Annotated in this window: 23 protein-coding genes and 1 riboswitch; of the genes, 6 read left to right on the top strand and 17 right to left on the bottom strand. The window is 39.7% G+C overall.

Annotated elements, in window-relative coordinates; translation table 11 throughout:
- Positions 1 to 89: 89 nt before the first annotated feature.
- Positions 90 to 527 (bottom strand): hypothetical protein, encoded by a 438-nt coding sequence (locus ASU00_RS04410; RefSeq protein WP_057912218.1) that lies wholly within the window; start codon positions 525 to 527, stop codon positions 90 to 92.
- A gap of 178 nt (positions 528 to 705) precedes the next feature.
- Positions 706 to 807, top strand: a riboswitch (SAM riboswitch).
- An 83-nt stretch (positions 808 to 890) separates the two neighbouring features.
- On the opposite strand from ASU00_RS04410, the gene ASU00_RS04405 reads away from it, so the two are divergent.
- A complete protein-coding gene (locus ASU00_RS04405) occupies positions 891 to 1994 on the top strand; it encodes a 5-methyltetrahydropteroyltriglutamate--homocysteine S-methyltransferase (RefSeq protein WP_057912217.1) in 1104 nt (367 codons plus the stop codon).
- Positions 1995 to 2146: 152 nt separating this feature from the next.
- Here ASU00_RS04405 and ASU00_RS04400 read toward each other — a convergent pair whose 3' ends face one another.
- The gene (locus tag ASU00_RS04400) at positions 2147 to 2671 is read right to left on the bottom strand and encodes a hypothetical protein (RefSeq protein WP_201786265.1); all 525 of its coding nucleotides are present in this window, start codon (positions 2669 to 2671) and stop codon (positions 2147 to 2149) included.
- A 252-nt stretch (positions 2672 to 2923) separates the two neighbouring features.
- Positions 2924 to 4027 carry a CaiB/BaiF CoA transferase family protein gene (locus ASU00_RS04395; protein ID WP_057912216.1) on the bottom strand — a complete coding sequence of 368 codons (1104 nt, stop codon included), beginning with the start codon at positions 4025 to 4027 and terminating at the stop codon, positions 2924 to 2926.
- A 376-nt stretch (positions 4028 to 4403) separates the two neighbouring features.
- Here ASU00_RS04395 and ASU00_RS04385 point away from each other — a divergent pair, with 376 nt between their 5' ends.
- Positions 4404 to 6029 (top strand): M4 family metallopeptidase, encoded by a 1626-nt coding sequence (locus ASU00_RS04385; protein ID WP_057912214.1) that lies wholly within the window; start codon positions 4404 to 4406, stop codon positions 6027 to 6029.
- A gap of 231 nt (positions 6030 to 6260) precedes the next feature.
- Positions 6261 to 6656 (top strand): SET domain-containing protein, encoded by a 396-nt coding sequence (locus ASU00_RS04380; protein ID WP_082630146.1) that lies wholly within the window; start codon positions 6261 to 6263, stop codon positions 6654 to 6656.
- Positions 6657 to 6827: 171 nt separating this feature from the next.
- Here the strand turns inward: ASU00_RS04380 and ASU00_RS04375 are convergent, their stop codons facing one another.
- Positions 6828 to 7016 carry a hypothetical protein gene (locus ASU00_RS04375; RefSeq protein WP_057912212.1) on the bottom strand — a complete coding sequence of 63 codons (189 nt, stop codon included), beginning with the start codon at positions 7014 to 7016 and terminating at the stop codon, positions 6828 to 6830.
- Between the two features lie 81 nt (positions 7017 to 7097).
- Positions 7098 to 8333: a glycoside hydrolase family 3 protein gene (locus ASU00_RS04370; protein ID WP_082630133.1), complete on the bottom strand. Its 1236-nt coding sequence runs from the start codon at positions 8331 to 8333 to the stop codon at positions 7098 to 7100.
- A 155-nt stretch (positions 8334 to 8488) separates the two neighbouring features.
- On the opposite strand from ASU00_RS04370, the gene ASU00_RS04365 reads away from it, so the two are divergent.
- Both ASU00_RS04365 and ASU00_RS04355 read left to right on the top strand, forming a co-directional pair.
- Positions 8489 to 8836: a hypothetical protein gene (locus tag ASU00_RS04365; protein ID WP_057912211.1), complete on the top strand. Its 348-nt coding sequence runs from the start codon at positions 8489 to 8491 to the stop codon at positions 8834 to 8836.
- A 922-nt stretch (positions 8837 to 9758) separates the two neighbouring features.
- Positions 9759 to 10697: an oxidoreductase gene (locus tag ASU00_RS04355; RefSeq protein WP_057912209.1), complete on the top strand. Its 939-nt coding sequence runs from the start codon at positions 9759 to 9761 to the stop codon at positions 10695 to 10697.
- A 47-nt stretch (positions 10698 to 10744) separates the two neighbouring features.
- Here ASU00_RS04355 and ASU00_RS04350 read toward each other — a convergent pair whose 3' ends face one another.
- On the bottom strand, positions 10745 to 11185 hold the full coding sequence (locus ASU00_RS04350) for a peptidylprolyl isomerase (protein WP_057912208.1): 441 nt from the start codon (positions 11183 to 11185) through the stop codon (positions 10745 to 10747).
- Between the two features lie 160 nt (positions 11186 to 11345).
- Here ASU00_RS04350 and ASU00_RS04345 point away from each other — a divergent pair, with 160 nt between their 5' ends.
- A complete protein-coding gene (locus ASU00_RS04345) occupies positions 11346 to 12338 on the top strand; it encodes an NADPH:quinone oxidoreductase family protein (protein ID WP_057912207.1) in 993 nt (330 codons plus the stop codon).
- 346 nt (positions 12339 to 12684) lie between these two features.
- Here the strand turns inward: ASU00_RS04345 and ASU00_RS04340 are convergent, their stop codons facing one another.
- The 11 genes from ASU00_RS04340 to ASU00_RS04300 form a co-directional block, all read right to left on the bottom strand.
- On the bottom strand, positions 12685 to 13113 hold the full coding sequence (locus ASU00_RS04340) for a cell wall hydrolase (RefSeq protein WP_057912206.1): 429 nt from the start codon (positions 13111 to 13113) through the stop codon (positions 12685 to 12687).
- Positions 13114 to 13336: 223 nt separating this feature from the next.
- Positions 13337 to 13606 carry a DUF1292 domain-containing protein gene (locus tag ASU00_RS04335; RefSeq protein WP_057912205.1) on the bottom strand — a complete coding sequence of 90 codons (270 nt, stop codon included), beginning with the start codon at positions 13604 to 13606 and terminating at the stop codon, positions 13337 to 13339.
- Positions 13607 to 13917: 311 nt separating this feature from the next.
- A complete protein-coding gene (locus tag ASU00_RS25305; protein ID WP_161809690.1) occupies positions 13918 to 14088 on the bottom strand; it encodes a hypothetical protein in 171 nt (56 codons plus the stop codon).
- Between the two features lie 153 nt (positions 14089 to 14241).
- Positions 14242 to 14616 carry a nucleotide excision repair endonuclease gene (locus ASU00_RS04330; RefSeq protein ID WP_057912204.1) on the bottom strand — a complete coding sequence of 125 codons (375 nt, stop codon included), beginning with the start codon at positions 14614 to 14616 and terminating at the stop codon, positions 14242 to 14244.
- 242 nt (positions 14617 to 14858) lie between these two features.
- Positions 14859 to 15011 (bottom strand): YpzG family protein, encoded by a 153-nt coding sequence (locus tag ASU00_RS24330; protein WP_081092541.1) that lies wholly within the window; start codon positions 15009 to 15011, stop codon positions 14859 to 14861.
- A gap of 104 nt (positions 15012 to 15115) precedes the next feature.
- Positions 15116 to 15760, bottom strand: coding sequence for a DUF4352 domain-containing protein (locus ASU00_RS04325; RefSeq protein ID WP_057912203.1), 645 nt, complete (start codon positions 15758 to 15760; stop codon positions 15116 to 15118).
- A 19-nt stretch (positions 15761 to 15779) separates the two neighbouring features.
- A complete protein-coding gene (locus ASU00_RS04320; RefSeq protein WP_152983677.1) occupies positions 15780 to 17153 on the bottom strand; it encodes an alkaline phosphatase in 1374 nt (457 codons plus the stop codon).
- A 439-nt stretch (positions 17154 to 17592) separates the two neighbouring features.
- The gene (locus tag ASU00_RS04315; RefSeq protein ID WP_161809689.1) at positions 17593 to 18786 is read right to left on the bottom strand and encodes an MFS transporter; all 1194 of its coding nucleotides are present in this window, start codon (positions 18784 to 18786) and stop codon (positions 17593 to 17595) included.
- Positions 18773 to 19777, bottom strand: coding sequence for a hypothetical protein (locus ASU00_RS04310; RefSeq protein ID WP_057912200.1), 1005 nt, complete (start codon positions 19775 to 19777; stop codon positions 18773 to 18775). The genes ASU00_RS04315 and ASU00_RS04310 overlap by 14 nt, the downstream gene beginning before the upstream one ends.
- Positions 19774 to 20865 carry a HesA/MoeB/ThiF family protein gene (locus ASU00_RS04305; RefSeq protein WP_057912199.1) on the bottom strand — a complete coding sequence of 364 codons (1092 nt, stop codon included), beginning with the start codon at positions 20863 to 20865 and terminating at the stop codon, positions 19774 to 19776. The genes ASU00_RS04310 and ASU00_RS04305 overlap by 4 nt, the downstream gene beginning before the upstream one ends.
- A 232-nt stretch (positions 20866 to 21097) precedes the next feature.
- Positions 21098 to 21964, bottom strand: coding sequence for a helix-turn-helix domain-containing protein (locus ASU00_RS04300; RefSeq protein ID WP_057912198.1), 867 nt, complete (start codon positions 21962 to 21964; stop codon positions 21098 to 21100).
- Positions 21965 to 22094: the final 130 nt, after the last annotated feature.

Below are 22094 nucleotides of genomic sequence, written 5' to 3'. Positions count from 1 at the left end.
TCCCCCTTTCCTAAAAAAATTCAAACTTTAAGATATTTAGTATATTTTAAAGAACTTGATTTATCAAACACATTTTCTTTGCCGAGTGATCATAAAGAAAGGTTCATTTTCATTCCGCCATCGACCATCTCAAATGATCGGATCGTGCCTATCGGGATTTTTTTCACGATGCTCCAGGCATTCAAATTCATTTTGATCATTCTATTTTCATATTCAAAAAAAGGCGGTCTATTAAATAGTTTTTGATTAATGAAGTTCTTATCAATCGGTTTCATTTCCGTTAATTCGAATGTAATCGTTCTTTTTTCCACATGAACCGGCCTTATGATGATCCGAAATGATACCTTTTTCTTGAACATCATTTTTTTCACCTCAATCGTTCCCCGAATCCTTATATCCCCCGGTGTGATCTCCACCTTAATATCATGCTCTTGTGCTTGCATTTTTATTATTTTCTCAAGCATGGCTGCCGTTAGCATGATCGGTATGCCCTTTCCAAAAAAAGTGGTTAAATCGAATGTACTCACCCAGGTTTCCTCCTCCAGAAATCCTCACATCGAACATCGGTTATAGCATATGCCGCGTCGGCTCATGAAGTTAACCGATCCCCGTCCTTTTTATAATCTCTATATTCTAAATCTTTCATCTTCAGCTCTTGACCTTTATAACAACTCCCTGTATAGTCGTAATTAATTTAATAGACAACTCTTATCCAGAGAGGTGGAGGGACTGGCCCTTTGATACCTCAGCAACAGACTTTCGATGTACTGTGCTAATTCCAGAAGTGTAATAGCTTGAAGATAAGAAGAGTACATGACTTTGTAGCCAACCCCTCTTCTTATTTTTAAGAAGAGGTTTTTTATTTTATAAAAGGAAAGAAGGAATGCAACATGTCAATCACCTTAACAAAGGCACCATTCAGGGCCGATCATGTCGGAAGTTTATTACGGCCGGAACGTCTGCATATTGCCAGAAAGCAATTCAGGGAAGGTACCCTTTCAGCAGAGCGTCTTCGTGAAATTGAAACCGAAGAAATCATTCGGATTGTCGATAAACAAATCGAAGTTGGATTAGAGGCCGTTACGGACGGAGAGTTCAGGCGCACATGGTGGCACTTTGACTTCCTCGAACATTTAAATGGCATCGAGGGATATGTCACTGAAAAAGGACTTACATTCGATGGGGTGGAAACGGAAAAATATAACGTTCGCAATACCGGCAAGGTTTCATTCAATCCTGAACATCCCTTCATTCGTGATTTCATTGAATTGAACAAGATCGTCAACGGACGTGCTGTTGCCAAGCAAACCATTCCAAGTCCGAATCAATTATTCGCAGCAGGCATTCATAATGAAGACATCTACCCTGATATCGAGGATTATGCAAAGGATATCATCAAAGCCTATCAGGATGCTTTGAAAGCCTTTTATGAAGCAGGTGTGCGTTACCTTCAATTGGATGATGTATATATCGCCAGACTTTCAGCTCCAGATTTCCAGTTCAAAGATGGAAAATATACGAGAAAACAATTAATAGATTTAGCACTTCGCGTCATGAATGGCGCATTGGAAGGCAAACCAGAAGACCTTGTCGTCACTACCCATCTATGTCGTGGAAACTACCAGTCGACATGGGCATTTGAAGGCAGCTATGCTCGTATCGCCCCAACATTATTGGCTAAAGAAAAAGTCGATGGATTCTTCTTGGAGTACGACGATCAACGCTCAGGGGACTTCAAACCATTGGAATACATCCCGAATGGCGGAGCCCGTGTCGTTCTAGGAGTCGTCACGTCAAAAAACGGTGAAATCGAAGACAAGGAAGCTGTTAAGGCACGCATTAAAGAAGCCTCGCACTTCGTTTCTCCCGAGCAACTATGCTTAAGCCCGCAATGCGGCTTCGCCTCCACCCATCACGGAAACAAGCTAACGGAAGAACAGCAATGGGAAAAGCTGAAATTCGTCGTTGATGTAGCAAAGGAAGTTTGGGGATGAACTTATCCATGATGAACCGTTGAGTAATTGATACAACAGACATATAAGTGCGATACTCTTTTACTAAAGGGTATCGCACTTTTCAGCTGAGCATGGAGACTGGAAGGGGGAATTCCCCACAGAAAAAGAACGAGCAACTTGCACGTTCCTTTTTACTTGCAGCTATCTTCATCATCCATCTTCTTAACTAAGATATCATCCGTCACCCTGTCCTCCAGTTTATTCCTTAAGGCCAAATGGGCAGCCTTCCCATCGCTGGGAGACCCGTCAGGAAAATACATCGGGAATAAAGAGAAAAACATAATATAGAAGGAAAAATAGATGAACTGATACCATATTACCGAGCTTTCGAGGATTTTCTGGAACACCAAGCTATATATGGCAAGCATACTGACTAAATTAAAAATGGCGCCCCCTAAATAAATGAGCATATTCGTCACTCGATTATCATGTTTCAATCCTTTGAATTCACAAGCTCCATTCCAGAAATAATATTTCCTTATCTCCATATTCCAAAGGGAGAAAAGTTTATTGCCACAACCGATCACGATTTTCTTTTCCGCACCGCCAAATATCGTAACGAAGAAGGCATGCCCGCTTAAATGAATGAGCGTAACGATAGGCATGATCAAAAAAAAGGAAAATAGAAATTTCATGATGTCATACAGACCAAACATAGTTAATCCACCCCCAAAGATTCCTTTTTCCGGACTGATTCCTTACATTTCTTACCCTTTCCAGATTACTTATGAACTAGAAATTTTTAACATCAGTGTTTTTATCATTCATCATGGGTTTAACGGCCATTTAGCACTTTTCAAACGTAATACGTTCTTCTGCGATTCATTTCGTCTTGCCTAATATTGGCGCATTCATCAACAAAAGGCTATCACCCTCCAATATTGGAAATGTGATAGCCTTGTTTAATTTTATTTTTCATGAAGTGTACGGAGGATTTCGGCGTTGTTTTGTCCTGGCTTACGTCCTGTATGTTTATAATCAGGGGTGAAAACGGATGATTTGATCGGACAGGCAATTTGTTTTTGAAGATTCCCTTGATCGTCAGGAACTTCGACAATCATCCCCCGTTGTTTCAATTGGGGGTGATCGGCCGCCTCGGCAAAGGTCAGCACTGGTTCTGCACAGGCATCGGAATCAGCGAATATCTTCTGCCATTGTTCAAAATCCTTTGCTAGGAACGCTTTTTGGAGGGCCTGTTTAAAGGCGACTCCGCTCGCTTTGTCGCTGGCCATGCTCATTTCATACAATTCCGGTATCCCGATTGCATCGCATAATGCTCTTTTAAATCTGGGCTCTAAGCTTCCAATCGAAAAATAACGTCCATCTTTCGTTTTGTAAAAGTCATAAAAAGATCCCCCGTTTAACATCAATTCCTCCGGTTCAAGCTCAAGCCCACCTTGTAAATGAAGCGGTGCGGATATCGCATTCATTGCGAAGCTGCAATCGGTCATGCTGATGTCGAGGGCTTGGCCGAATCCGGTTTTAGCCCTGTAGACGACGGCAGACAATATACCGATGACGGCATGCAGCGATCCTCCCGCAAGGTCGGCAATCTGGGTTCCGTTTTTTGCAGGGCCTTCCTTTTTCGTACCCGAGTAGCCTGATAGACCTGCGATCGAAAGGTAATTGATATCATGGCCCGCTCGGTCTTTATAGGGTCCGGTCTGTCCATATCCCGTGATCGAGCAGTAAATGACCTTCGGGTTGATTCGTTTTAAGGCCTCATACCCCAGTCCTAATCGTTCCATGACACCTGGCCGGAATTGCTCGACGACGATATCGTATTCCTGCACGAGTTTCTTGACGGATTCGATCGACTCAGGCTGTTTTAAATCAAGGGTAATCGATTTCTTCGATCTGTTAAGGTATTGATCGACTCCCCATGAATCGCCCGTTTCCGGTCTTTCCACCTTCAAAACGTCCGCCCCTAAATCCGCTAGCATCAACGTGGCAAAAGGGCCTGGCAGTAGCGTTGAAAAATCCAATACCTTTAAAGAATTCAATAAGGTCATCAGCTTCTCACATCCTTTTCTACCGGTTGGATACACTCAATCGGTTACAGTTTCATGTCCTCGTTCCTTTCCACAGCTGTATGGGTAAAGATTATGCTAATCATATATCATCCTTGCGTAAATTTGAATAAAATACCATCAGCAAACCAGACTCCGATAAATCCCCATTTATGAATATACTCAATTTCAAACCAAAGATCACATTTCGGAGTATTCCAAATATTACTAAAAGAATATCTGGAAATAACTTTTCTAAAAAAAGCCATTTTCCACCATTTTATTCCTTTAAATGTCAACTTTTTTACTTGTTTTCTCCATTTGATAAAATAAGGAACCGATGCAAAAATAAGGTATTCTCATGAAGGAGTTGAGTGTTATGAAAGGTAAGGTATTTTTAGGAACTGCACTATCCGTTGGTCTATTATTTTCTGCCATTCCCCATCAAGAAGCTTTAGCGGCAAAAAATGTGTTAAGTGTTGAGAAGTATAATAAGCACAAAGATTCGCTAGAATTCAAGTCTGGTAAACTGACAGATCCATCGAAGCAAACGGCAGAAGATATCATTCTTACCTTTTTTGATAAAAACACAAAATCTTACAAGCTAGAAAAACAAAAGGCGAAGGACTCCTTCATTATCCAGAAAGAAAGCAAAGATGAACTTGGCAATACCGTCGTCAGACTGCAACAAACCTTTAAAGGCGTGCCTGTCTGGAATTCTACACAAGCTGTATTGATTGACACAAAAGGTGTATTATCCGTCGTGTCCGGTACGGTTGAAGCCAATCTAAACACTAAATTGGGGAAAAAGGTTAAAAAAGGCATCAGTAAAACAGAAGCCATTAAAATAGCTGAAAAAGATCTTGGATTCACGCCTACCTACGACCACGCCCCAGAATCGGAGCTGTATGTATATTCGAGTGGCGATAAAGCCGATTACGTATACAAAGTGAACTTGAATTTCTTAAGTCCGGAACCCGGGAACCATAATTATTTCATTTCAGTCAAAACCGGAGAGATCCTGAATAAATTTAATACCCTTGATGAAGTGACCGGGACCAATTCTGTCGGAACGGGCACAGGGGTCTTAAATAATACCGTTTCATTGAACACGACCTTATCAGGCGGTAAATACTATTTACAGGACAATACACGCGGTCAAGGGATCTTCACTTATAATGCCAACAACAGGTCGAGATTGCCGGGCACACTTATGTCCAATACGACCAACGCTTTTACGACATCGACTGATAAAGCAGCCGTGGATGCTCATTTTTATGCCGGTAAAACCTATGATTATTACAAGTCGACTTTTGGACGGAACTCCTATGATGGATATGGGACAAGCCTGAAATCGACCGTCCATTATGGCTCGAGATACAATAATGCCTTCTGGGATGGCACCCAAATGGTTTACGGTGATGGAGACGGCACGACGTTCATCCCACTTTCCGGCGGTTTGGATGTCGTTGCACATGAGCTGACTCATGCCGTAACTTCCAGTGAATCCAATTTGACCTATCAAAATGAGTCAGGCGCTTTGAATGAAGCCATTTCTGACATTTTTGGTACAGTAGTAGAATTCAAGACACAAAGTTCCAAAGCCGATTATCTGATTGGCGAAGATATTTACACACCTAACACTGCTGGCGATGCACTTCGTTCCATGGCAAATCCAACATTGAATGGTGACCCAGACCATTATTCGAACCGTTATACCGGAACGGCTGACAACGGCGGTGTCCATACGAATAGCGGAATCATCAACAAAGCGGCTTACTTGCTGTCTGCAGGCGGCACTCACCGCGGCGTGACCGTATCAGGAATCGGCATTGATAAACTAGGGACAATCTTTTACCGGGCCAACACGATCTACCTAACTTCTTCGTCGACTTTTTCTCAAGCGAGAGCAGCAGTCGTACAAGCTGCCTCTGATTTATACGGTGCAACCAGCGCAGAAACGACCGCTGTCAAAAACGCCTTCACGGCAGTGGGCGTGAATTAAACAAACAAACCCTGTCAACAACCTAACCAACACCTCCCTAGCTTACCTTTAGCGGGAGGTGTTTTCGTATGTATCCAGGTAATGATATTCCGGCCGTTCCACTTCAAATTTCGAACTTCTGGCTCAGCAGGTAGAAAATGATTAATTCTCTAAAATAGTTGCTTTTCTTCCTATTAACTGTCAAGCTAAGATAATCTGGACTATAATGAAGAGAACAAGTAGGTGACGAATATGATTGAAGTTAAAACCTCCACACTCAGTGATGGTGAGTTCAATAGAGGCGTATTTGCAACACAGGACATTAAAAAAGGGGAGCTTTTGCATGAAGCACCTGTCATTGCTTACCCAAACGAGGAGCATGTTTTCATAGAGAAAACGCTGCTGGCTGATTATGCATTTGAGTATGGAATCAACCATACTGCCATGCTTTTAGGTTACGGTATGCTGTTTAACCATTCTTATACACCCAATGCCACGTATGACATTAACTTTAAGAATCACACGTTTGATTTCTTTGCTTACACCGATATTAAAGCAGGGGAAGAAATCTTGATTAATTATAATGGTGAAGTCGATAACGAGGATCCGCTATGGTTCAATAAAGAAGCAGACGATGAAGCCGAATGATCATGGCTCATGCATGAAAGCACTTGTGCTTTTGAAAGACCTGTTAAGGGTCCTCAAAAGTTACAAGTGCTTTTTCATTTTGATTATTTGCACCATGAATCTGATTTTGGCAAAAAAAAAACATTGAGGATTGCACCTATGACGGGCAATCCTCAATGGGGGTTTTCTCGATTACTGGGCAGATGCATTACTTGTTTTTGATTTTGTTATCGATTGGAGTTGGCTCTTGACCTTGTCAATCGTTTCTGGTGTAGCTAAGGATTTGATTTGACTCATGGTTTTTTCACGAGTTTTCTTATTGCGCATTAAATATGCGGCAGCTCCTATCACGACGGTTCCAATCACTTTGTTTGATGGCATTTGAGTTTCCTCCTTCATGTTAGTTATTATATAGCATTCCCTCTACCAGCAGATTTAAACAAAACTTGTAAGCTTTCCTTGCTATTTAGCCAATTCCAGGCTTTCAATATACTTTAAGCTCTCAGGACTTCTCACCACTTTTTCCGCTTGATTCGGATCAACTTTTGTATCGTTCATCGTGTAAAGCTTATACGTCAGGACCCTTTTCACAGATTGATCGATTCGCTCGATAGGAACCTTCCCCGCCTTTACGGCTTCAAGTAAGCCTTCATATACTTCAAGCTGATGGGCATATTCATGGCAGACAAGCAAAATATCAGCTCCAGCAAGGATTGCCTCCGTCCCCATATCTTTATATGAGAAATATTTGTTCACCGCCCCCATTTCCAAATCGTCCGTAATCACAAGTCCCCCGTAATGAAGCTTTCCTCGCAACAAGTCTTCTATGATGACCTTGGAGAGGCTTGCTGGTTTTTCTTTATCATAGGCGGGATATTTGATGTGGGTTACCATCACGAAGAAGTTTTGGTTATCCATTTCGCTTATGATTTTCTTGAACGGATAAATATCCGAATTCTCGAGATCGAGTTGGGTAGCTTCCACAGATGATGTTTCGACATGTGGGTCTATTTCGCTGCGCCCGTTACCCGGAAAGTGTTTCAACGCACCCGTTACCGAGGCATCATTCAAGCCCTGAATCGCCCTCTTTCCATATTCATAAGCCTTTTTAGGATCTTGTCCCACTGAACGTTTGTCGGTTTTCGATAAATCAAGTACAGGGGCAAAATTTATATTGATCCCCATCGAACTCAATTCTTTTCCATTCAGGTTAGCCACCTTGTACATGTCTTCGGAAGTTGCATATTGACCAAGGTTCTGTTGCGCAGGAAGCGGCGACACTCTTTCCTTCATCCGGATAATATCCCCGCCCTCCTGATCTACCGCCACCATGAGCGGAAGCGAAAGTGAATTTTGTTTGGCCGTTTGCTGAAGTGAATTGGATAACCTCGCCACTTGTTTTGGCGATTTCATATTGCGGTCAAAATAAATGACGCCACCTATATATTTTTTTTCAATGAGCTCGGTAATTTCACCGCTTCTTTCTGTTCCCTTGAATCCGACCATCATTAGCTGACCGACTTTTTCTTCAAGCGTCATGCTTTGGAGCATTTTTTCTATTTTTTCAGCGCTGCCCGTACTGGCGCCAACGCTTTCCTCTTTTTTGGTTTCGGACTGATTATCTTTTTGAAAAAACATGATAGCCATAACCGAGAGAAACACGATGAATAGCGCAACCATATACTTTTTCCCTTTCATTTATCCAAAAACTCCTGTCTACTTGATTTGATGCACACTACTCTACAGCTTGTTCATAAAGTGACCATTCTATATCAAACTAAGGTGGTTTTTTGCATAAAGCATCAGCGGCGTACCATACTATTTACATACACTCATGCAAAGGAGATACGCCCATGGACGGAATCTTGAGGAATTTAGCCGATACCTTCAGCTCTGCAGTCAATCATGCAAAGGAAAGAATTTCTGCCATTACTGGTTCAACCTCTGTTACGATCGGGGAATTGAGCCAACACATCATCAACCAGCCCGAAACGATACTAATCAAGAAAAACCTTTTAGGAATCCCTTTCTCTTTTTATCATTTGCAAAAAGAAGATGTTACGTATTATTTGGAAATGAAAAACTCACGAATTTTACAGCTGGATGTACAAGCACATGACCACACCATCGTGTCTTATAGATCTTACCGTGATAAGTCAGACCTCCCCGCAACCGTTAAATTCCCCAAAACCCTTTTATAGAAATAAAACTAAAAAAGCTGATACTTTGCAGACAAAAAAGTTCCGGAAGTCGCTTCCGGAACTCTTTTGTTTTTCCATTGGATTTCAATGAGCGGCACTAGCTAGCGATTTCCTTCATAATCGTAGGAGATAATTGTTGAGAGTGAAATTGAACCTGTATGCGACACTCCTGCGGGAACCGTCTCTGGATAAGGGAGCGATTGCAGTGCAATGGANACGGAAGGTGCGACACTCCTGCGGGAAATGCGCGTCTTCGTGAGACACCGCAGGCTAAAAGCCGAGGAGCGTCAAGGACCGCCTCTGGATAAGGGAGCGATTGCAGTGCAATGGAACGGTCGATGTTCAAATCCCCCAAAACTATGATCAATGAGGAGTCCATTTTGTTCTCAAGCACAGTGGAATGTAACGGAAGGCNGCGACACTCCTGCGGGAAATGCGCGTCTTCGTGAGACACCGCAGGCTAAAAGCCGAGGAGGCTCACGGACCGCCTCTGGATAAGGGAGCGACTGCAGTGGAATGGAACGATCGATGTTCAAATCCTCCAAACTTATACCATGGAGATTCTATCTTAGTTTTCATTCATTTACCTTTTTAATGATCGGTTTTGATTTTTTGCACTCAGCCGGTAACGCGAAATTTTTACACTTCGACATTAATATGGCGGCATTCATTTTTCTTGATGGCGTCAACTTTTCATATGGAATACCGATGGACATCTATATGGAATTCGCCTTATCCTACGTAAGGGTTTTATTTATCGCCGTCACTGCCATCTTGATCATAAGAAATATAGTCGATTAGGGAAAAGGAAAACAGCAATATATAAGGAAAATAAAAAACAAGAAAAACCTGGTGCTCAATGTGACATATAGGAATTATTTGGGTATATGATAGTAGAGAATGTGTGGAAAGGTGTGATTGGATGTCTGATAAATGGAATGGCGAAGAAATGGAGGATGTATCGAAGCAAATCATTGTGATTACTGGGGCCAATAGTGGACTTGGCTTCGAAACGGCTTTTGCCCTGGCCGGTAAGGGGGCAGAAATCATCCTTGCTGTCCGGAATCCTTCAAAGGGGGAAAAGGCGATCGATCGAATTTTCTCGGTCTATCCTAACGCGAACATCCGGGTCATGCAGCTGGATTTAAGCGATTTAAGCAGCATTCGGCATTTTGCTGATTCCTATAAGGAAAACTATGACTCCTTATCTGTCCTTATCAATAACGCAGGCGTGATGATCCCGCCCTACAGTAAAACGAAGGATGGCTTCGAGCTGCAATTCGGCATCAATCATCTCGGTCATTTCGCTTTGACAGGACTCCTTCTCCCGCGAATCCTTTCTACGCCGAAATCACGGGTGGTCACATTGAGCAGCTTGGCCGCCATCAACGGATTCATCGACTTTGAAAATCTAAATGGCGAGAACGGCTATAAACCAATGAAGTACTACGGTCAGAGCAAGCTCGCCAACCTCCTATTCGCCCGCGAGCTCCAGAACAAATTTAACCAGCATGGCGCAAGCCCGATTAGCGTAGCCTGTCACCCGGGACTTTCCCATACAAACCTCATGTCACGCGGATCTGGAAAACCGATCAATCGATTCGTCCATTATCTTTCAAAAACCATTACCCAACCGGCAAGCATGGGCGCACTTCCAACCCTGTATGCCGCAACGGAGCCTTCGTTAACAGGAGGCGAATATATTGGACCAGATGGCAAGAAGAGCAGAAAGGGCTTCCCTAAGCAAGACGATATCATCGATACTTTATATAATGAAGAAACATCGAAGAGATTATGGGACATATCGGAAACCTTGACAGAGGTCACCTATCATTTCACAAAAAGCGCGACGCCGAAATGAATTTCAAAAAAAAAGGGGGAGCAATAAGCTCCCTCTTTTCTCTGCGATCATTCAGCGTCAAAAATTTCGACTTTTTCCATTTTATCGCCATTTTTCATAGCTTTAGCCGTTTCAAGCCCGGAAGTCACTTTACCGAATACTGTGTGAACACCGTTAAGATGCGGTTGTGGTTCATGCACGATGAAGAATTGACTTGACCCAGTGTCTTTTCCGGCATGTGCCATCGATAAGCTGCCCGCCTCATGCTTGTGAGGGTTTCCTACTGTTTCACATTTGATTTGTGTGCCGCTTCCGCCTGCACCAGTACCTGTTGGATCTCCGCCTTGGCTTACGAATCCAGGGATGACACGGTGAAAGACCACGCCATTATAAAATCCTGTGTTGGCCAGGTTTTCGAAGTTTGCGACTGTGTTCGGTGCTTCGTTCGGGAAAAGATCGAATTCAATCTTTTCACCATTTTCCATTAATATGTATCCTTTTTTAGCCATGTAAAACATCTCCTTTAATATGAACTGAATCAATTCTTATAGTACCATTTTTCGAACGAGAAAGAAAAGCAGGCGCTACTATTTCGAACTGTCTCATTATACCTTTCGACGTTTTTTCTTTTATAATGAGGAAGATTGATGATAAAAGGGGGAACGAACCATGACACAACGATTCGATGCATTAGTCGTAAACAAGCTAGAGGATCAGTTTACCGTAAACATCCAGCAACTATCGATTGATGACCTGCCCAAAGGCGAAGTGCTCATCCGTGTCCATTATTCCGGGGTGAACTATAAAGATAGCCTTGCAAGCATTCCGAATGGAAACATTATCAGCAACTATCCGATCAGCCCAGGAATTGATATGGCAGGGGTCGTCGTTTCATCCGAAGACTCCAGATTCCAGGAAGGCGACGAGGTCATTGCCACCTCCTACGGAATTGGCGTTTCCCAATCAGGCGGCTATAGCCAATATGCCCGTGTTCCAGCAGAGTGGATCGTCCCGCTTCCTGATGGCCTTACAATGAAAGAGGCGATGATTATCGGGACGGCAGGCTTCACTGCAGCACTATCGGTTTTGCGCCTGGAAGAAAATAATCTGGCTCCTGATCAAGGAAGCGTCCTTGTTACCGGTGCGACCGGAGGCGTTGGCAGCTTTGCCGTCTCGATCCTTTCCAAGCTTGGTTATTCCGTGGAAGCGAGTACAGGAAAAGAATCGGAGCATGAATATCTGAAGAAAATCGGGGCGACGACGATCGTGTCTCGCAATGAGGTGTACGATGGCAAGCTGCGCTCACTTAGCAAACAGAAGTGGAGTGGTGCAGTAGATCCCGTCGGCGGTGAACCGTTAGCCTCCGTCCTTAGCCAAATCAAGTATGGCGGATCTGTAGCAGTCAGCGGATTGACGGCTGGTACCAACATTCCTGCCACTGTCTACCCTTTCATCCTGAGGGGTGTTAATTTACTAGGAATCGACTCGGTCAATTGCCCGATGGAAACAAGATTGAAAGTTTGGCATCGACTGGCAACCGATTTTAAATTCGCTCATCTGGAACAACTCATCCAGCAAGAAATTACCCTTAAAGAATTGCCTGAAGTACCCCCAACCCTTTTAAAAGGGGAAGCAAGAGGCAGAACGATCGTAAAGCTATAATCCAAAAAGTGACGCGGGCTTGCTCCTCGTCACTTTTCATGGTGAATTGATTAGGGTATGCAGAAGTATCGCAGTGGTCGGATAAATTATTCGCACGTTCGGTCGATTTAACTCCATCTTAGGTCGATTTATTCGCGTTTTAGGTCGAATTAACTCTGTGTTCGGTCGATTTATCTCCGTTCAGGTCGAATTGTTCGCATGTTCGGTCGATTTATCTCCGTTTAGGTCGAATTAACTCCGTGTTCGGACTGATTATTTTGCGCGGCGGACGGAATTGGGCTTATTTTCGTTATCCTATGCAGGAGAAACACAAAAAGGCCAAACCTCATAAGGTTCAGCCCCATCTCTAAAAGGTATTATAAATATTTTCACATTCATTAGCTGTTGGTTCATAAAAGCAATGAAGCTTAAAGCGGCCAACGAGAGGCTGATTATACCAGGTTGGCGGGCAATCTCCCTGAGGTCTGAAATACCAGAGGCTAAACTTCGAAGGCCATATTCTTTCACCATTTACACTCCGACGCGCAAGTCTTTTTTCCCTATCCCGTGCTCGCTGGTAAAAATACCCCTTCTGCACAGCCTCAAAGGCATGCTCCTGATAAACCATGTCCGGAATCGTCCTCAGTCCTTTGAAATCGGAGCAATTTGACCTAATCCGGTTGATCCCGACGTTCCCGATCATCAACATGCCTTGATCGCCCTCGCCCTCGCCTTCAGCCCTCAGCAATCTTGCCAGCAGAGCAATGTCGGCATCAGTGTGCTTAACGACGGTCATCCAATCACCTCCACTTATTTATCCTATGCCCAGGAGAGTGAAAGATGCTCCGATTTTAATAAAACCTTCATGTTCCGTACATGTCCTATCAACAATTCCCCCCTATACTTAAGGAAGGCTGGATAGCACGCGTGGCTATCATGGTATTTGGCGTAGGCGGGGCCAATACTTTTTCTCTACATAAAAAAACGGCATGAAATATGCCGTCTTCGATCTTACACGATTATTCCTTCGCTTCAAACGCCGCTTCAAATGCTAGAGATACCTTTTCGAACTCTTCGTCCGGTTCGATTTCGAGCAGTTCACCTTCGCCTTCGACACGGAAAAAGAAAATATCGATATCTTCCTCTGTATCTTCTTCAATATCTTCAAGCAAGCCTACTGCTACATATTCCGTTCCTTCCACATCCAATGACCCTAAAACCTCAACTTCATGAGACTCATCATTGTCATCAGTAAGTGTGAAAACCTCACCTTCACGAATGTTTCCCATACTACCTCTCCTCTCCTATCCATTCATAATGGAGTTGTGTCCATAGTATATCGACTATTCGATTCAGAAACAAATTTTTGCCCTAAAAAAAGAATATTTTTTTGTACTATTCATTGATGTACGAAAGAAAAATTTCAGTCCGGGTAATCACCCTGTTCCACCCATGAAGCCTTCATATTGTCGGAGACCGACCTAATAGCATGATTCAACAGCGTTGCCTTTCCGTCACAATGGTAACGGCATTACCTTGAAGTGTAGAAACCTTCCGTGTGCTTTTGTATAATTCTTTTTTCGATACCTATTTCATATGCTTATTCAGCCATTTTCCATTCTGAAGAATTTACTGTCTTTTGTTCAAAAGATTCAATCTCTCGCTGTTTCGCCATTTTAGAAACTTGTGACACGGACCACGTTACATTCCCAAATGCAATTATTGTCACGACCGAGATACCTAACACTTTTTTACAAAATATTTTCTTCAATGGTTACCCCCTGAGAAAAAGTAATGGAATGGAATGCTTCAAATATAAACCAACAGTGTTAAGCTAACACCAAGTAATTGTAAATGTAGCGCCTTATTTTTGTAGTTTGGATGTAAAAAAAGCTGATTGCATGTGCAACCAGCTTTTCTTTGCTTATTTATAGAACACTTTATCGACGTTGTATTTAGCTCGTAGTGAATTGATCATGTACGTTTCGTAAATTTCACGTTCCATTGGGTCTTCGACGATAAGGATGTCAATTTTTTTCACTTCATTACGGTGCTCTTTGATTGGAGAGACGTTATCTTCGAAGTGCTTTTTGACCCTTGGTCTTAGCTTACGGGCTTTCCCGACAAAAATCAGCTCGTCGCGTTCATTGTAAAACAAGATGATTCCGCCTTTATCACGGGGAATCAAATGGAAGTCGATAAATCCGAAAATTTCCGGAATGATTGCTTCGTCTCCTTCTATCACTTGTTTTCTTTGTTTAATGCTAATATCCGCTGCTGGGATTTCAATATTTATCATTAATTCACGTCCTCTATTTGTATAAGCTGAAACATTCAAACGGCTTCAACATTCCGTCTTCACGCCAGGCTCTTGGCTTAATTCTTAAAGGTAAATGGTATCATAATTTCGGACGAAAAGCCATGTATGCCGTTATAGGTCCAGAGTTCGTTGCTGTTTTATTTTACTTACCCTCGTTTATCCTGTGATAAAATATAAAGAAGAAGACTCGATAAGAGCCTCCTTCTTTGTCAGAAATATCTTTACCACCTGTGAGCCTTTGCGTTACTTCTTAGGATAATGTTTGTTTGCGATACTTCCGTATGGCCATTAACTTGAGACTTCGAACGCTTAGGTCTTGTCCAATTATGGTGAAACTTTTGAGAATGTGGATCTAAATGATCTTTATAGCTCATTCTGTGTCACCCCATCATTAGGATTTGGATATTTCAGCCGTGATAAAAAAGCTTTATCACTTGCTTAGTATTTGATTTTTGCACGGTTTCATACACCTTTTCCTTCAAAAACCGAACTCAACCAACTTCCCTTTTGCCAGGACTTTCCCTTCATCATTGACCGCATCACTTGTCATGAAGGAAATCTTCCTCACATCCGCTTTATTTATAATGAAACCTACGTTTCCGCTTTTCGAACTGTTACCGGCCATTTCGCCGTTAAGCTCTTCCAGATAAATGTCATCCTGCCATTGAAGATGTTCGCCGCTGTCTGTTTCAAGAAAAGCGACCGGGGAAAATTTGATTGTTTCAGCGTTCTTGTTTTTAATTGCAACCTCCACTTTTACGATGTCGAAATCTTCATCATGGGTATAGCCATGAAAGAAATCGATCATGCTGTAAGCCGGCGTAACATGCATGATCTTCATTTCTTTGACCGTTAGCTCGACTGGTCCAACATTAATGGTTTCATTCACTTTTTCATAGGACTTCAATGTTAATTCGCCTTTCGCATCCGAGACGTTCTCACCAATTTGGGTAAGCTTCAAATCATCAGGAAGTTGTGGATTCGGAACATAAACATCCTTCTTCACCGGTGGCGTGGCTGTCTCCTCCGTTTTTTCTTTTGCCGTCTTTTCTTCAAAGGCGGGTTGTGTATTAAGAGCACCAAATATGGTTAATATAAGGGCACCGATTATTAGCCTATTCATGGAACCCCTCCCTGAAATATCAGTTCTGTTTCTTTAATAGTTCGAAGATGATTTTCGCATGATCCGTATTATCGACCTGCCCGGCAAACCTTTCTTTATAAGGTCCGTAGGCATAGACAGGTACATCTTCACCCGTATGTCCTCCGGTGGTCCATGCCGTATTCGTCCGGTTATCGAATATTGCTTCTATCGCATTATCGATGTTCGTGACATTTTTAGTTTTGGCAGCTTCTGTTACCGATTTGATTTCATCATTAGTGAGCGTCATTTTATTTTGATTGATGGATTGCTTTAATGTCTTTTCAACATCGGCCCCTTTTATGATCGCATCCGCCATGAAGTCTGGTGTACGTTTGGCCGCTTTGATCGGTTCTCCGTACCAGTTATATATTCCCTTTGCACCGATCGAGAATCCTCCTGTTGAATGGTCTGCAGTAGCCACGACCAATGTATGTTTGTCTTTCTTCGCAAATTCTATCGCCGCTTTGTATGCTTTCTCAAAGTCCTCCATTTCACTCATGGCACCAACGATGTCATTATCATGTCCAGCCCAATCGACTTGACTGCCCTCGACCATCAGGAAAAATCCCTTCTTATTTTTATCTAAACGCTGAAGTGCTGAATTGGTCATGTCTTTCAAAGAAGGTGTTTCACTTGGGCGATCAATCATTTTCGGGAGTCCCTCGGAAGCGAACAAACCTAGCACCTGTTCATTTTTATCCTTGAGCATTTGTTTCTTATCCGTCACATAGCTATATCCGTCTTTTTTGAAGGCCTTGGCCAAATTGATGTCTGGCCGGACAAAATTGGATCTCCCGCCGCCTAATAGGACGTCGATTTTATGCTCTCCCTTGATCAGCTCATTATAATAATCATCTGCAATCGAATTCATGTTCTTCCGGCTTTCATCATGAGCGCCAAATGAAGCTGGTGTCGCATGAGTGATTTCGGAGGTGGCGACCAATCCAGTCGCTTTTCCTTTTTGCTTCGCTGCTTCGAGGACAGTCTTGACTTCGGATTTATCATTATCCACCGCAATCGCCGCGTTATAAGTCTTCACGCCGGAAGACATTGCCGTTGCGGCCGAAGCTGAATCCGTGATGTTTTGTGCAGCGTCTTCCGGGTATGTCATTTGCTGACCAACCAGGTATTTATCAAACTCTGTCCGTTCCGCCACCATCGTATTCGGATTATTTTTTAAATACCGGTAAGCGGACGTATAGGAAACACCCATCCCGTCGCCTATCATGAAAATGACATTCCTGATTTCCGGATCTTTATTCGACCTGTCCCTTGCCGAAGCAGGTTCTGGTGCAGAATATGTTAAACAACCAAATGCCAGTGCCGATGCCAGTGTAAACGGCAAAACCTTGTTCTTCCATGTACGATTCAAATGAATGACCTCCGATTAATGTTTGAATAGTTAATTAAAATATAGCGAAAAAAGATGAACACAGTGTCAAGTGTATGTAAAAATACGGTAGATTCATTGTGAAGACAAGGTAAATTCAGCCATCCACGGCGGCGCTCCAGTATCGCCGTGCAAAATGAGATCGTTCCATAAGAAAAAGGCGCCCCTTTTCAGGAGCGCCTTTTCCACTTACTTCTCACATCCACTCATCGTCCTTTTGCTTTCGGCTGTATATAGGCGTATAAATGGGACTGGTACAAAAGAGTACGAAACGTAAAATTTATAAATCCTTTTCTTATATTCAAAAACTTGTAAATTACTTAGTATTTTAAAAACAAAAAGGACACATATCAAAGTTAATATGCGTTCCTCTTACCTCAATTCTAGTTAACTTATAAAATAATCTTTATTAATGAGTTCGCTAAGCAGATAAACTGAAATGGAATATATCACGTCTCATTAGGTAAGTTACTGCAATAAATACATAGGCTACCCCAATACATATAAAAAACGTACCTGAACTCATAAATTCTGCTAACTTACCAAAGAAGAGAGCACCTATTGGCATAATACCAACACTAATTGAATATTGAGCTGAAAATACTTTACCTAATTTATTTGACGGAACGATTGATTGAATAATCGGGTGTGTTAGTATTTGAGTAACGCCTAAGAATATTGCTCCAATTAGCAAAACCAATAATATGGTATTTGAGTTAACAAAAAAGCTGGTTAATACCATCATTATCCCGAAGAAAAACGAACATAACACTAATTTTTGCCCTAAAATAAATTTACTCAATACTTTATGAGTAAACAGTGTTGCACCGATTAAAGTTCCTATAGCAATTGATGAATTTAGAAGACCGAGCATTATTGGACTATTCATATCACCAGCAATTTTTACAATAAATACATTAAAGCCTCCAAAAAAGAAGTTAACTATAGTTAAATTAATGGTTATGGTTAAAAGTGTTTTATTTTTTAGTATTTCCACAAAACCATCTCTATACTTATACCCGTTCTCTTCTTTACTTTCTTTTTTTTCTTTAACTTCTTCATATTTCATTTTATTAAAACTGAATATTGAAAGCGTAAATGAAAAAACGCTTATGGATAACAAAAATATTATTGAAAAATTTTTAATTAATAAACCAACTATAGCATTAAAAATATTATCAACGATATTGTATCCTACATTCATATAGGACTGTGCTTTTTCCAATTCTTTTTTTTGAACAATTCTTGGAATCAATGTATCTTGAACTGTATATGTATTCATCCCAAATAAGGAGGCAAAGAAAACAAAACAACAAATTATCAAAGGATTAAAACCGATAAATATATTGGTGATAATTCCAAGAACAGCTACTAATTGACCGCATTCTAAAAGGATCAGTAACCTTTTCTTATTGGTACGATCTATAATATCTCCCAATAAAAATGAAAAGATATTGGGTGAAAAATATGCTGCATTGAAAATTCCGACCCAAAATATAGAACCAGTTTGCGCCAACATGTACCATGACAGTACTACTAAATATATGCTATCCCCGGCATTACTAATTAATCTACCAGACCATAGATATTTAAAGTTATAATTATTTTTCAACATGTACATCACACATTTCCCCGAAATCCTCTAAATCTGGATAAGTTATGCTATCTATAATGTTTGAAAGTAGATTCATATTTATGTCTCCTTCAAGACTAGATTTAATATAATATCTATTAATTTCTAACAAAAGTGGATCAGACATAAACATATATGTTTTAAATGCAAGCAATTGTTTCTTAAAATCCACTAACCCGATTAATAACTCTTTTAACCTTAGCGGATTATCCAAGAATTTTTTTCTACTCTCCTGAGTGGTTTCTATTAAAAATAGTGTATAAAAACTTGTTTTAATTGATAAATCTAATGTATATCCCAAGTACAAATGATAGGGATTTAAAAATTCTCTCGATATAAGAGAATCGCTACTTTTCCCAAAAATAAATGATATAAATTTACATAGTACTAGTTGTTTTAGTGAAGAAATACCCATTGAATAGCAACCTATAATATAATTGTTCTTAATTTCCCACTTCGATTTGAAACTCGGCAGTATCACTGAATTTGCATTTTTTTCTTTCCTAAGTACACCATTTTTAAAATAAGCGATATTACATTGGCTAATAAGATCGTTAAATAATATAAGAATGGACTTCGTCTCAATTCTTTGCTCATATAAATCTAAGATATCTTCATTTGAAAAGTACGTTAAGGGCAGATACAGATACTTGTCTTCTTCTGTTAAATCTACATTATATACTTCTTGAAGAACTACTTTTTTTTCATCTTCTATCATTAATAAGTCCATCACATCAAATCTAACCGATTCAATAGCAGCTATAAGAGGAGAGAGTAGTTCAATTTCCGAACAGTAAATTTCAATAATACAGGATTCAGTAAAGGTTTCAGCATTAATAATAATACCTTTATCTTTAAATCTTCGTTCAATTAAATTTGTTATCTTTATTGAGAAGCAATGTTCGAATAGATGAAGTTGTTGGGTAGTAATAGTGCCCGTTTTTGTAAATGAAAAAGCGATATAATTAATCATAGAACTCCTTTATTAACCAAGCCATTTTCATCAATAGAATAAGAGAAGTGTTTATTCTGAATATTAAGTAAATCAATATGATTAACTTGTCCCAATTCTAAATAGCCTAGACCTGTTATAAAATAAAGTGCATAGAGTGCTGAAAAATTCCCTGAAATATTTGCTACTGGAGATATAATCGCATTATTCCATTTCCATTCATGAATATTTAAATTTACATTCTGTGTATCATAATTTTGCTCACTATTCTCTTTAAACATTTTGGTATAACTATACGATTCTTTAGTAAATAGTGCATTTGTTAATATAGTACTTGCATACCCGCCCAATACTCTCGGTACTCTAGTACGACATGTATACTCCTCTAAAATACTATTTATATTCATTGGCTTATCAATACAACATATTACTAAATCGAAACTTGATCCGATCACTAACAGATCATCTACAGTATCAATCTTTGTTTTCACTCCTATTACGTTTATAAAAGGATTAATATTATTTAGGTGATTCAACAGTGCATTCACTTTGTTTTCACCAACATCTTCAAATGTATATATTTGTCTGTTTAAATTAGAAAGCTCTACCTTATCGAAATCGACAAGAGTTATGTTACCAAAACCCATTCTAGCAAGACTTATTGCACAACTTCCTCCAGTTCCACCTGCTCCGAGTAGTAATATATTTGCAGATTTTAATTTATTTTGGACCTCCCAATAATTATAATATTTACCATTTACATCTATCCAAGCAAAAAAATTCAGATTTCTATCATAAAAAGATTCTTCTTCATTTGTAAAATCAAAGTTAGATGAAATATTTTCGTAAATAACTCCATAGGCACTCAAATCTTCTAATATTTCTATCGTCTCTGAATAGCTCAAATCATTTCTCAGAGCCAATTCTTCTATATCAGTATTACCATCTAGATCTTTTAGTAATTTTAGCAACCTTACAGGTTCATCAACAAAGATATCTCTAGCTACACCATATTGAAAACCTCCGACTTTAATTCCATTTTTTTCTTTATTTATAAAAGGTAGCAACATTGATTTGATTTTAGGAAATTGTAGTTTGAATTTTTTCATTATTATACTTTTATTGTTTCTTATAAAAAACGATGGAAATATAATAAATATATCTCCATCGAATTAAAATTAATGATTGTTTCCACGTAAAGATGCTGATACATTTTTACTAACAATCTTCTTAACTTTTGTGATTTTCATAAGAAACAACTCTCCTTTCGTAAGTGATAACTATACTTTACAACAGGGAGAAAAGCACAATGATATCTTTTCATATTTGACAATAATCTTTTTATTCTAATTTTTCTAATAATTTTTCCAGGTAATCTTCATGGTTTAATGCAGCAGAAGACGAATCTAGTTCTTTCATTATTAATATTGACTTTCGACAAAACATTTCTCCATTTTCTATCTCACCCATTTTAATTTTATATATCCCATTGAGAAATAATAGTTTATTCTTCTCAAAATAATAGTTATGATTAGCAATTAAATTTTCTAAAGTTGAAATAAAGTATAATGCTTCTGAAAGCTTGTCTCCTTCTATACAACACACTATTGTATTTAATATTATTCTTATTGATTCTGTCCTATTGTTCCTTAAATTGAGATAAAGCTGCGATCTTTTTAAAACTTCTTTAGATAAAGTGATAATTGCTTGTAGTGTTAATACCCCCATTGAATTTCCGAATATAACCATTTCGTAATATCCCCAACTATCATGTGCTAACAAGTAATTACTTAAAAAGTCTTTTTCATCTTCAGTTACTTTCTTATCACTGTCCAGATTATATAATAAAGCACCGATCATAATGGCATTACATCTATGAAAATCTAATCTACTAGTCTTCCATAATTCAATTTCCTTTTTTCTAAGATCAGTTAAAATTAATAAATTATTATTTTCATATGCAATCTTCATTTCATTTAACAACACTTCAAAATCAATACTTTTATAATTGTTTGCTATAAAAGAAAATTCCTCCAGCGTTATATTTAACTTTCCAAGTAAAGAATAAAAATTCGTTAGGGATATATCAGATTCTCCTCTTTCAAATTTTGATAGAAATGAAACACTAATATTTCCTTCTGCAATCTCTTTTAATGAGTAATTTTTTTCCTTTCTTAATTTCCTAAATAACCTTCCATACCTATTCATAAATTACTCCAATCTAAAACTTGAGTTTTTCATATATGAAAAAATATAGTTCTTTCGTCATACTTATATTACCATATTTTATAATAAAAGTAATGGAAGGGGTTGGAAAATAATGAAGAATGTTAAATGC

The sequence above is a fragment of the Peribacillus muralis genome (genome assembly GCF_001439925.1).
Taxonomy (GTDB): Bacteria; Bacillota; Bacilli; order Bacillales; family DSM-1321; genus Peribacillus; species Peribacillus muralis.
The sequence above is the reverse complement of the archived record's forward strand: the minus strand, read 5'-3'. Positions and strand labels throughout refer to the sequence as shown.

Coding starts and splice junctions, on each gene's coding strand:
- ASU00_RS04405 (WP_057912217.1), top strand. CDS start 891: ATGTCAATCACCTTAACAAAGGCACCATTCAGGGCCGATCATGTCGGA.
- ASU00_RS04400 (WP_201786265.1), bottom strand. CDS start 2,671: ATGTTTGGTCTGTATGACATCATGAAATTTCTATTTTCCTTTTTTTTG.
- ASU00_RS04395 (WP_057912216.1), bottom strand. CDS start 4,027: ATGACCTTATTGAATTCTTTAAAGGTATTGGATTTTTCAACGCTACTG.
- ASU00_RS04385 (WP_057912214.1), top strand. CDS start 4,404: ATGAAAGGTAAGGTATTTTTAGGAACTGCACTATCCGTTGGTCTATTA.
- ASU00_RS04380 (WP_082630146.1), top strand. CDS start 6,261: ATGATTGAAGTTAAAACCTCCACACTCAGTGATGGTGAGTTCAATAGA.
- ASU00_RS04375 (WP_057912212.1), bottom strand. CDS start 7,016: ATGCCATCAAACAAAGTGATTGGAACCGTCGTGATAGGAGCTGCCGCA.
- ASU00_RS04370 (WP_082630133.1), bottom strand. CDS start 8,333: ATGAAAGGGAAAAAGTATATGGTTGCGCTATTCATCGTGTTTCTCTCG.
- ASU00_RS04365 (WP_057912211.1), top strand. CDS start 8,489: ATGGACGGAATCTTGAGGAATTTAGCCGATACCTTCAGCTCTGCAGTC.
- ASU00_RS04355 (WP_057912209.1), top strand. CDS start 9,759: ATGTCTGATAAATGGAATGGCGAAGAAATGGAGGATGTATCGAAGCAA.
- ASU00_RS04350 (WP_057912208.1), bottom strand. CDS start 11,185: ATGGCTAAAAAAGGATACATATTAATGGAAAATGGTGAAAAGATTGAA.
- ASU00_RS04345 (WP_057912207.1), top strand. CDS start 11,346: ATGACACAACGATTCGATGCATTAGTCGTAAACAAGCTAGAGGATCAG.
- ASU00_RS04340 (WP_057912206.1), bottom strand. CDS start 13,113: ATGACCGTCGTTAAGCACACTGATGCCGACATTGCTCTGCTGGCAAGA.
- ASU00_RS04335 (WP_057912205.1), bottom strand. CDS start 13,606: ATGGGAAACATTCGTGAAGGTGAGGTTTTCACACTTACTGATGACAAT.
- ASU00_RS04330 (WP_057912204.1), bottom strand. CDS start 14,616: ATGATAAATATTGAAATCCCAGCAGCGGATATTAGCATTAAACAAAGA.
- ASU00_RS24330 (WP_081092541.1), bottom strand. CDS start 15,011: ATGAGCTATAAAGATCATTTAGATCCACATTCTCAAAAGTTTCACCAT.
- ASU00_RS04325 (WP_057912203.1), bottom strand. CDS start 15,760: ATGAATAGGCTAATAATCGGTGCCCTTATATTAACCATATTTGGTGCT.
- ASU00_RS04315 (WP_161809689.1), bottom strand. CDS start 18,786: ATGTTGAAAAATAATTATAACTTTAAATATCTATGGTCTGGTAGATTA.
- ASU00_RS04310 (WP_057912200.1), bottom strand. CDS start 19,777: ATGATTAATTATATCGCTTTTTCATTTACAAAAACGGGCACTATTACT.
- ASU00_RS04305 (WP_057912199.1), bottom strand. CDS start 20,865: ATGAAAAAATTCAAACTACAATTTCCTAAAATCAAATCAATGTTGCTA.
- ASU00_RS04300 (WP_057912198.1), bottom strand. CDS start 21,964: ATGAATAGGTATGGAAGGTTATTTAGGAAATTAAGAAAGGAAAAAAAT.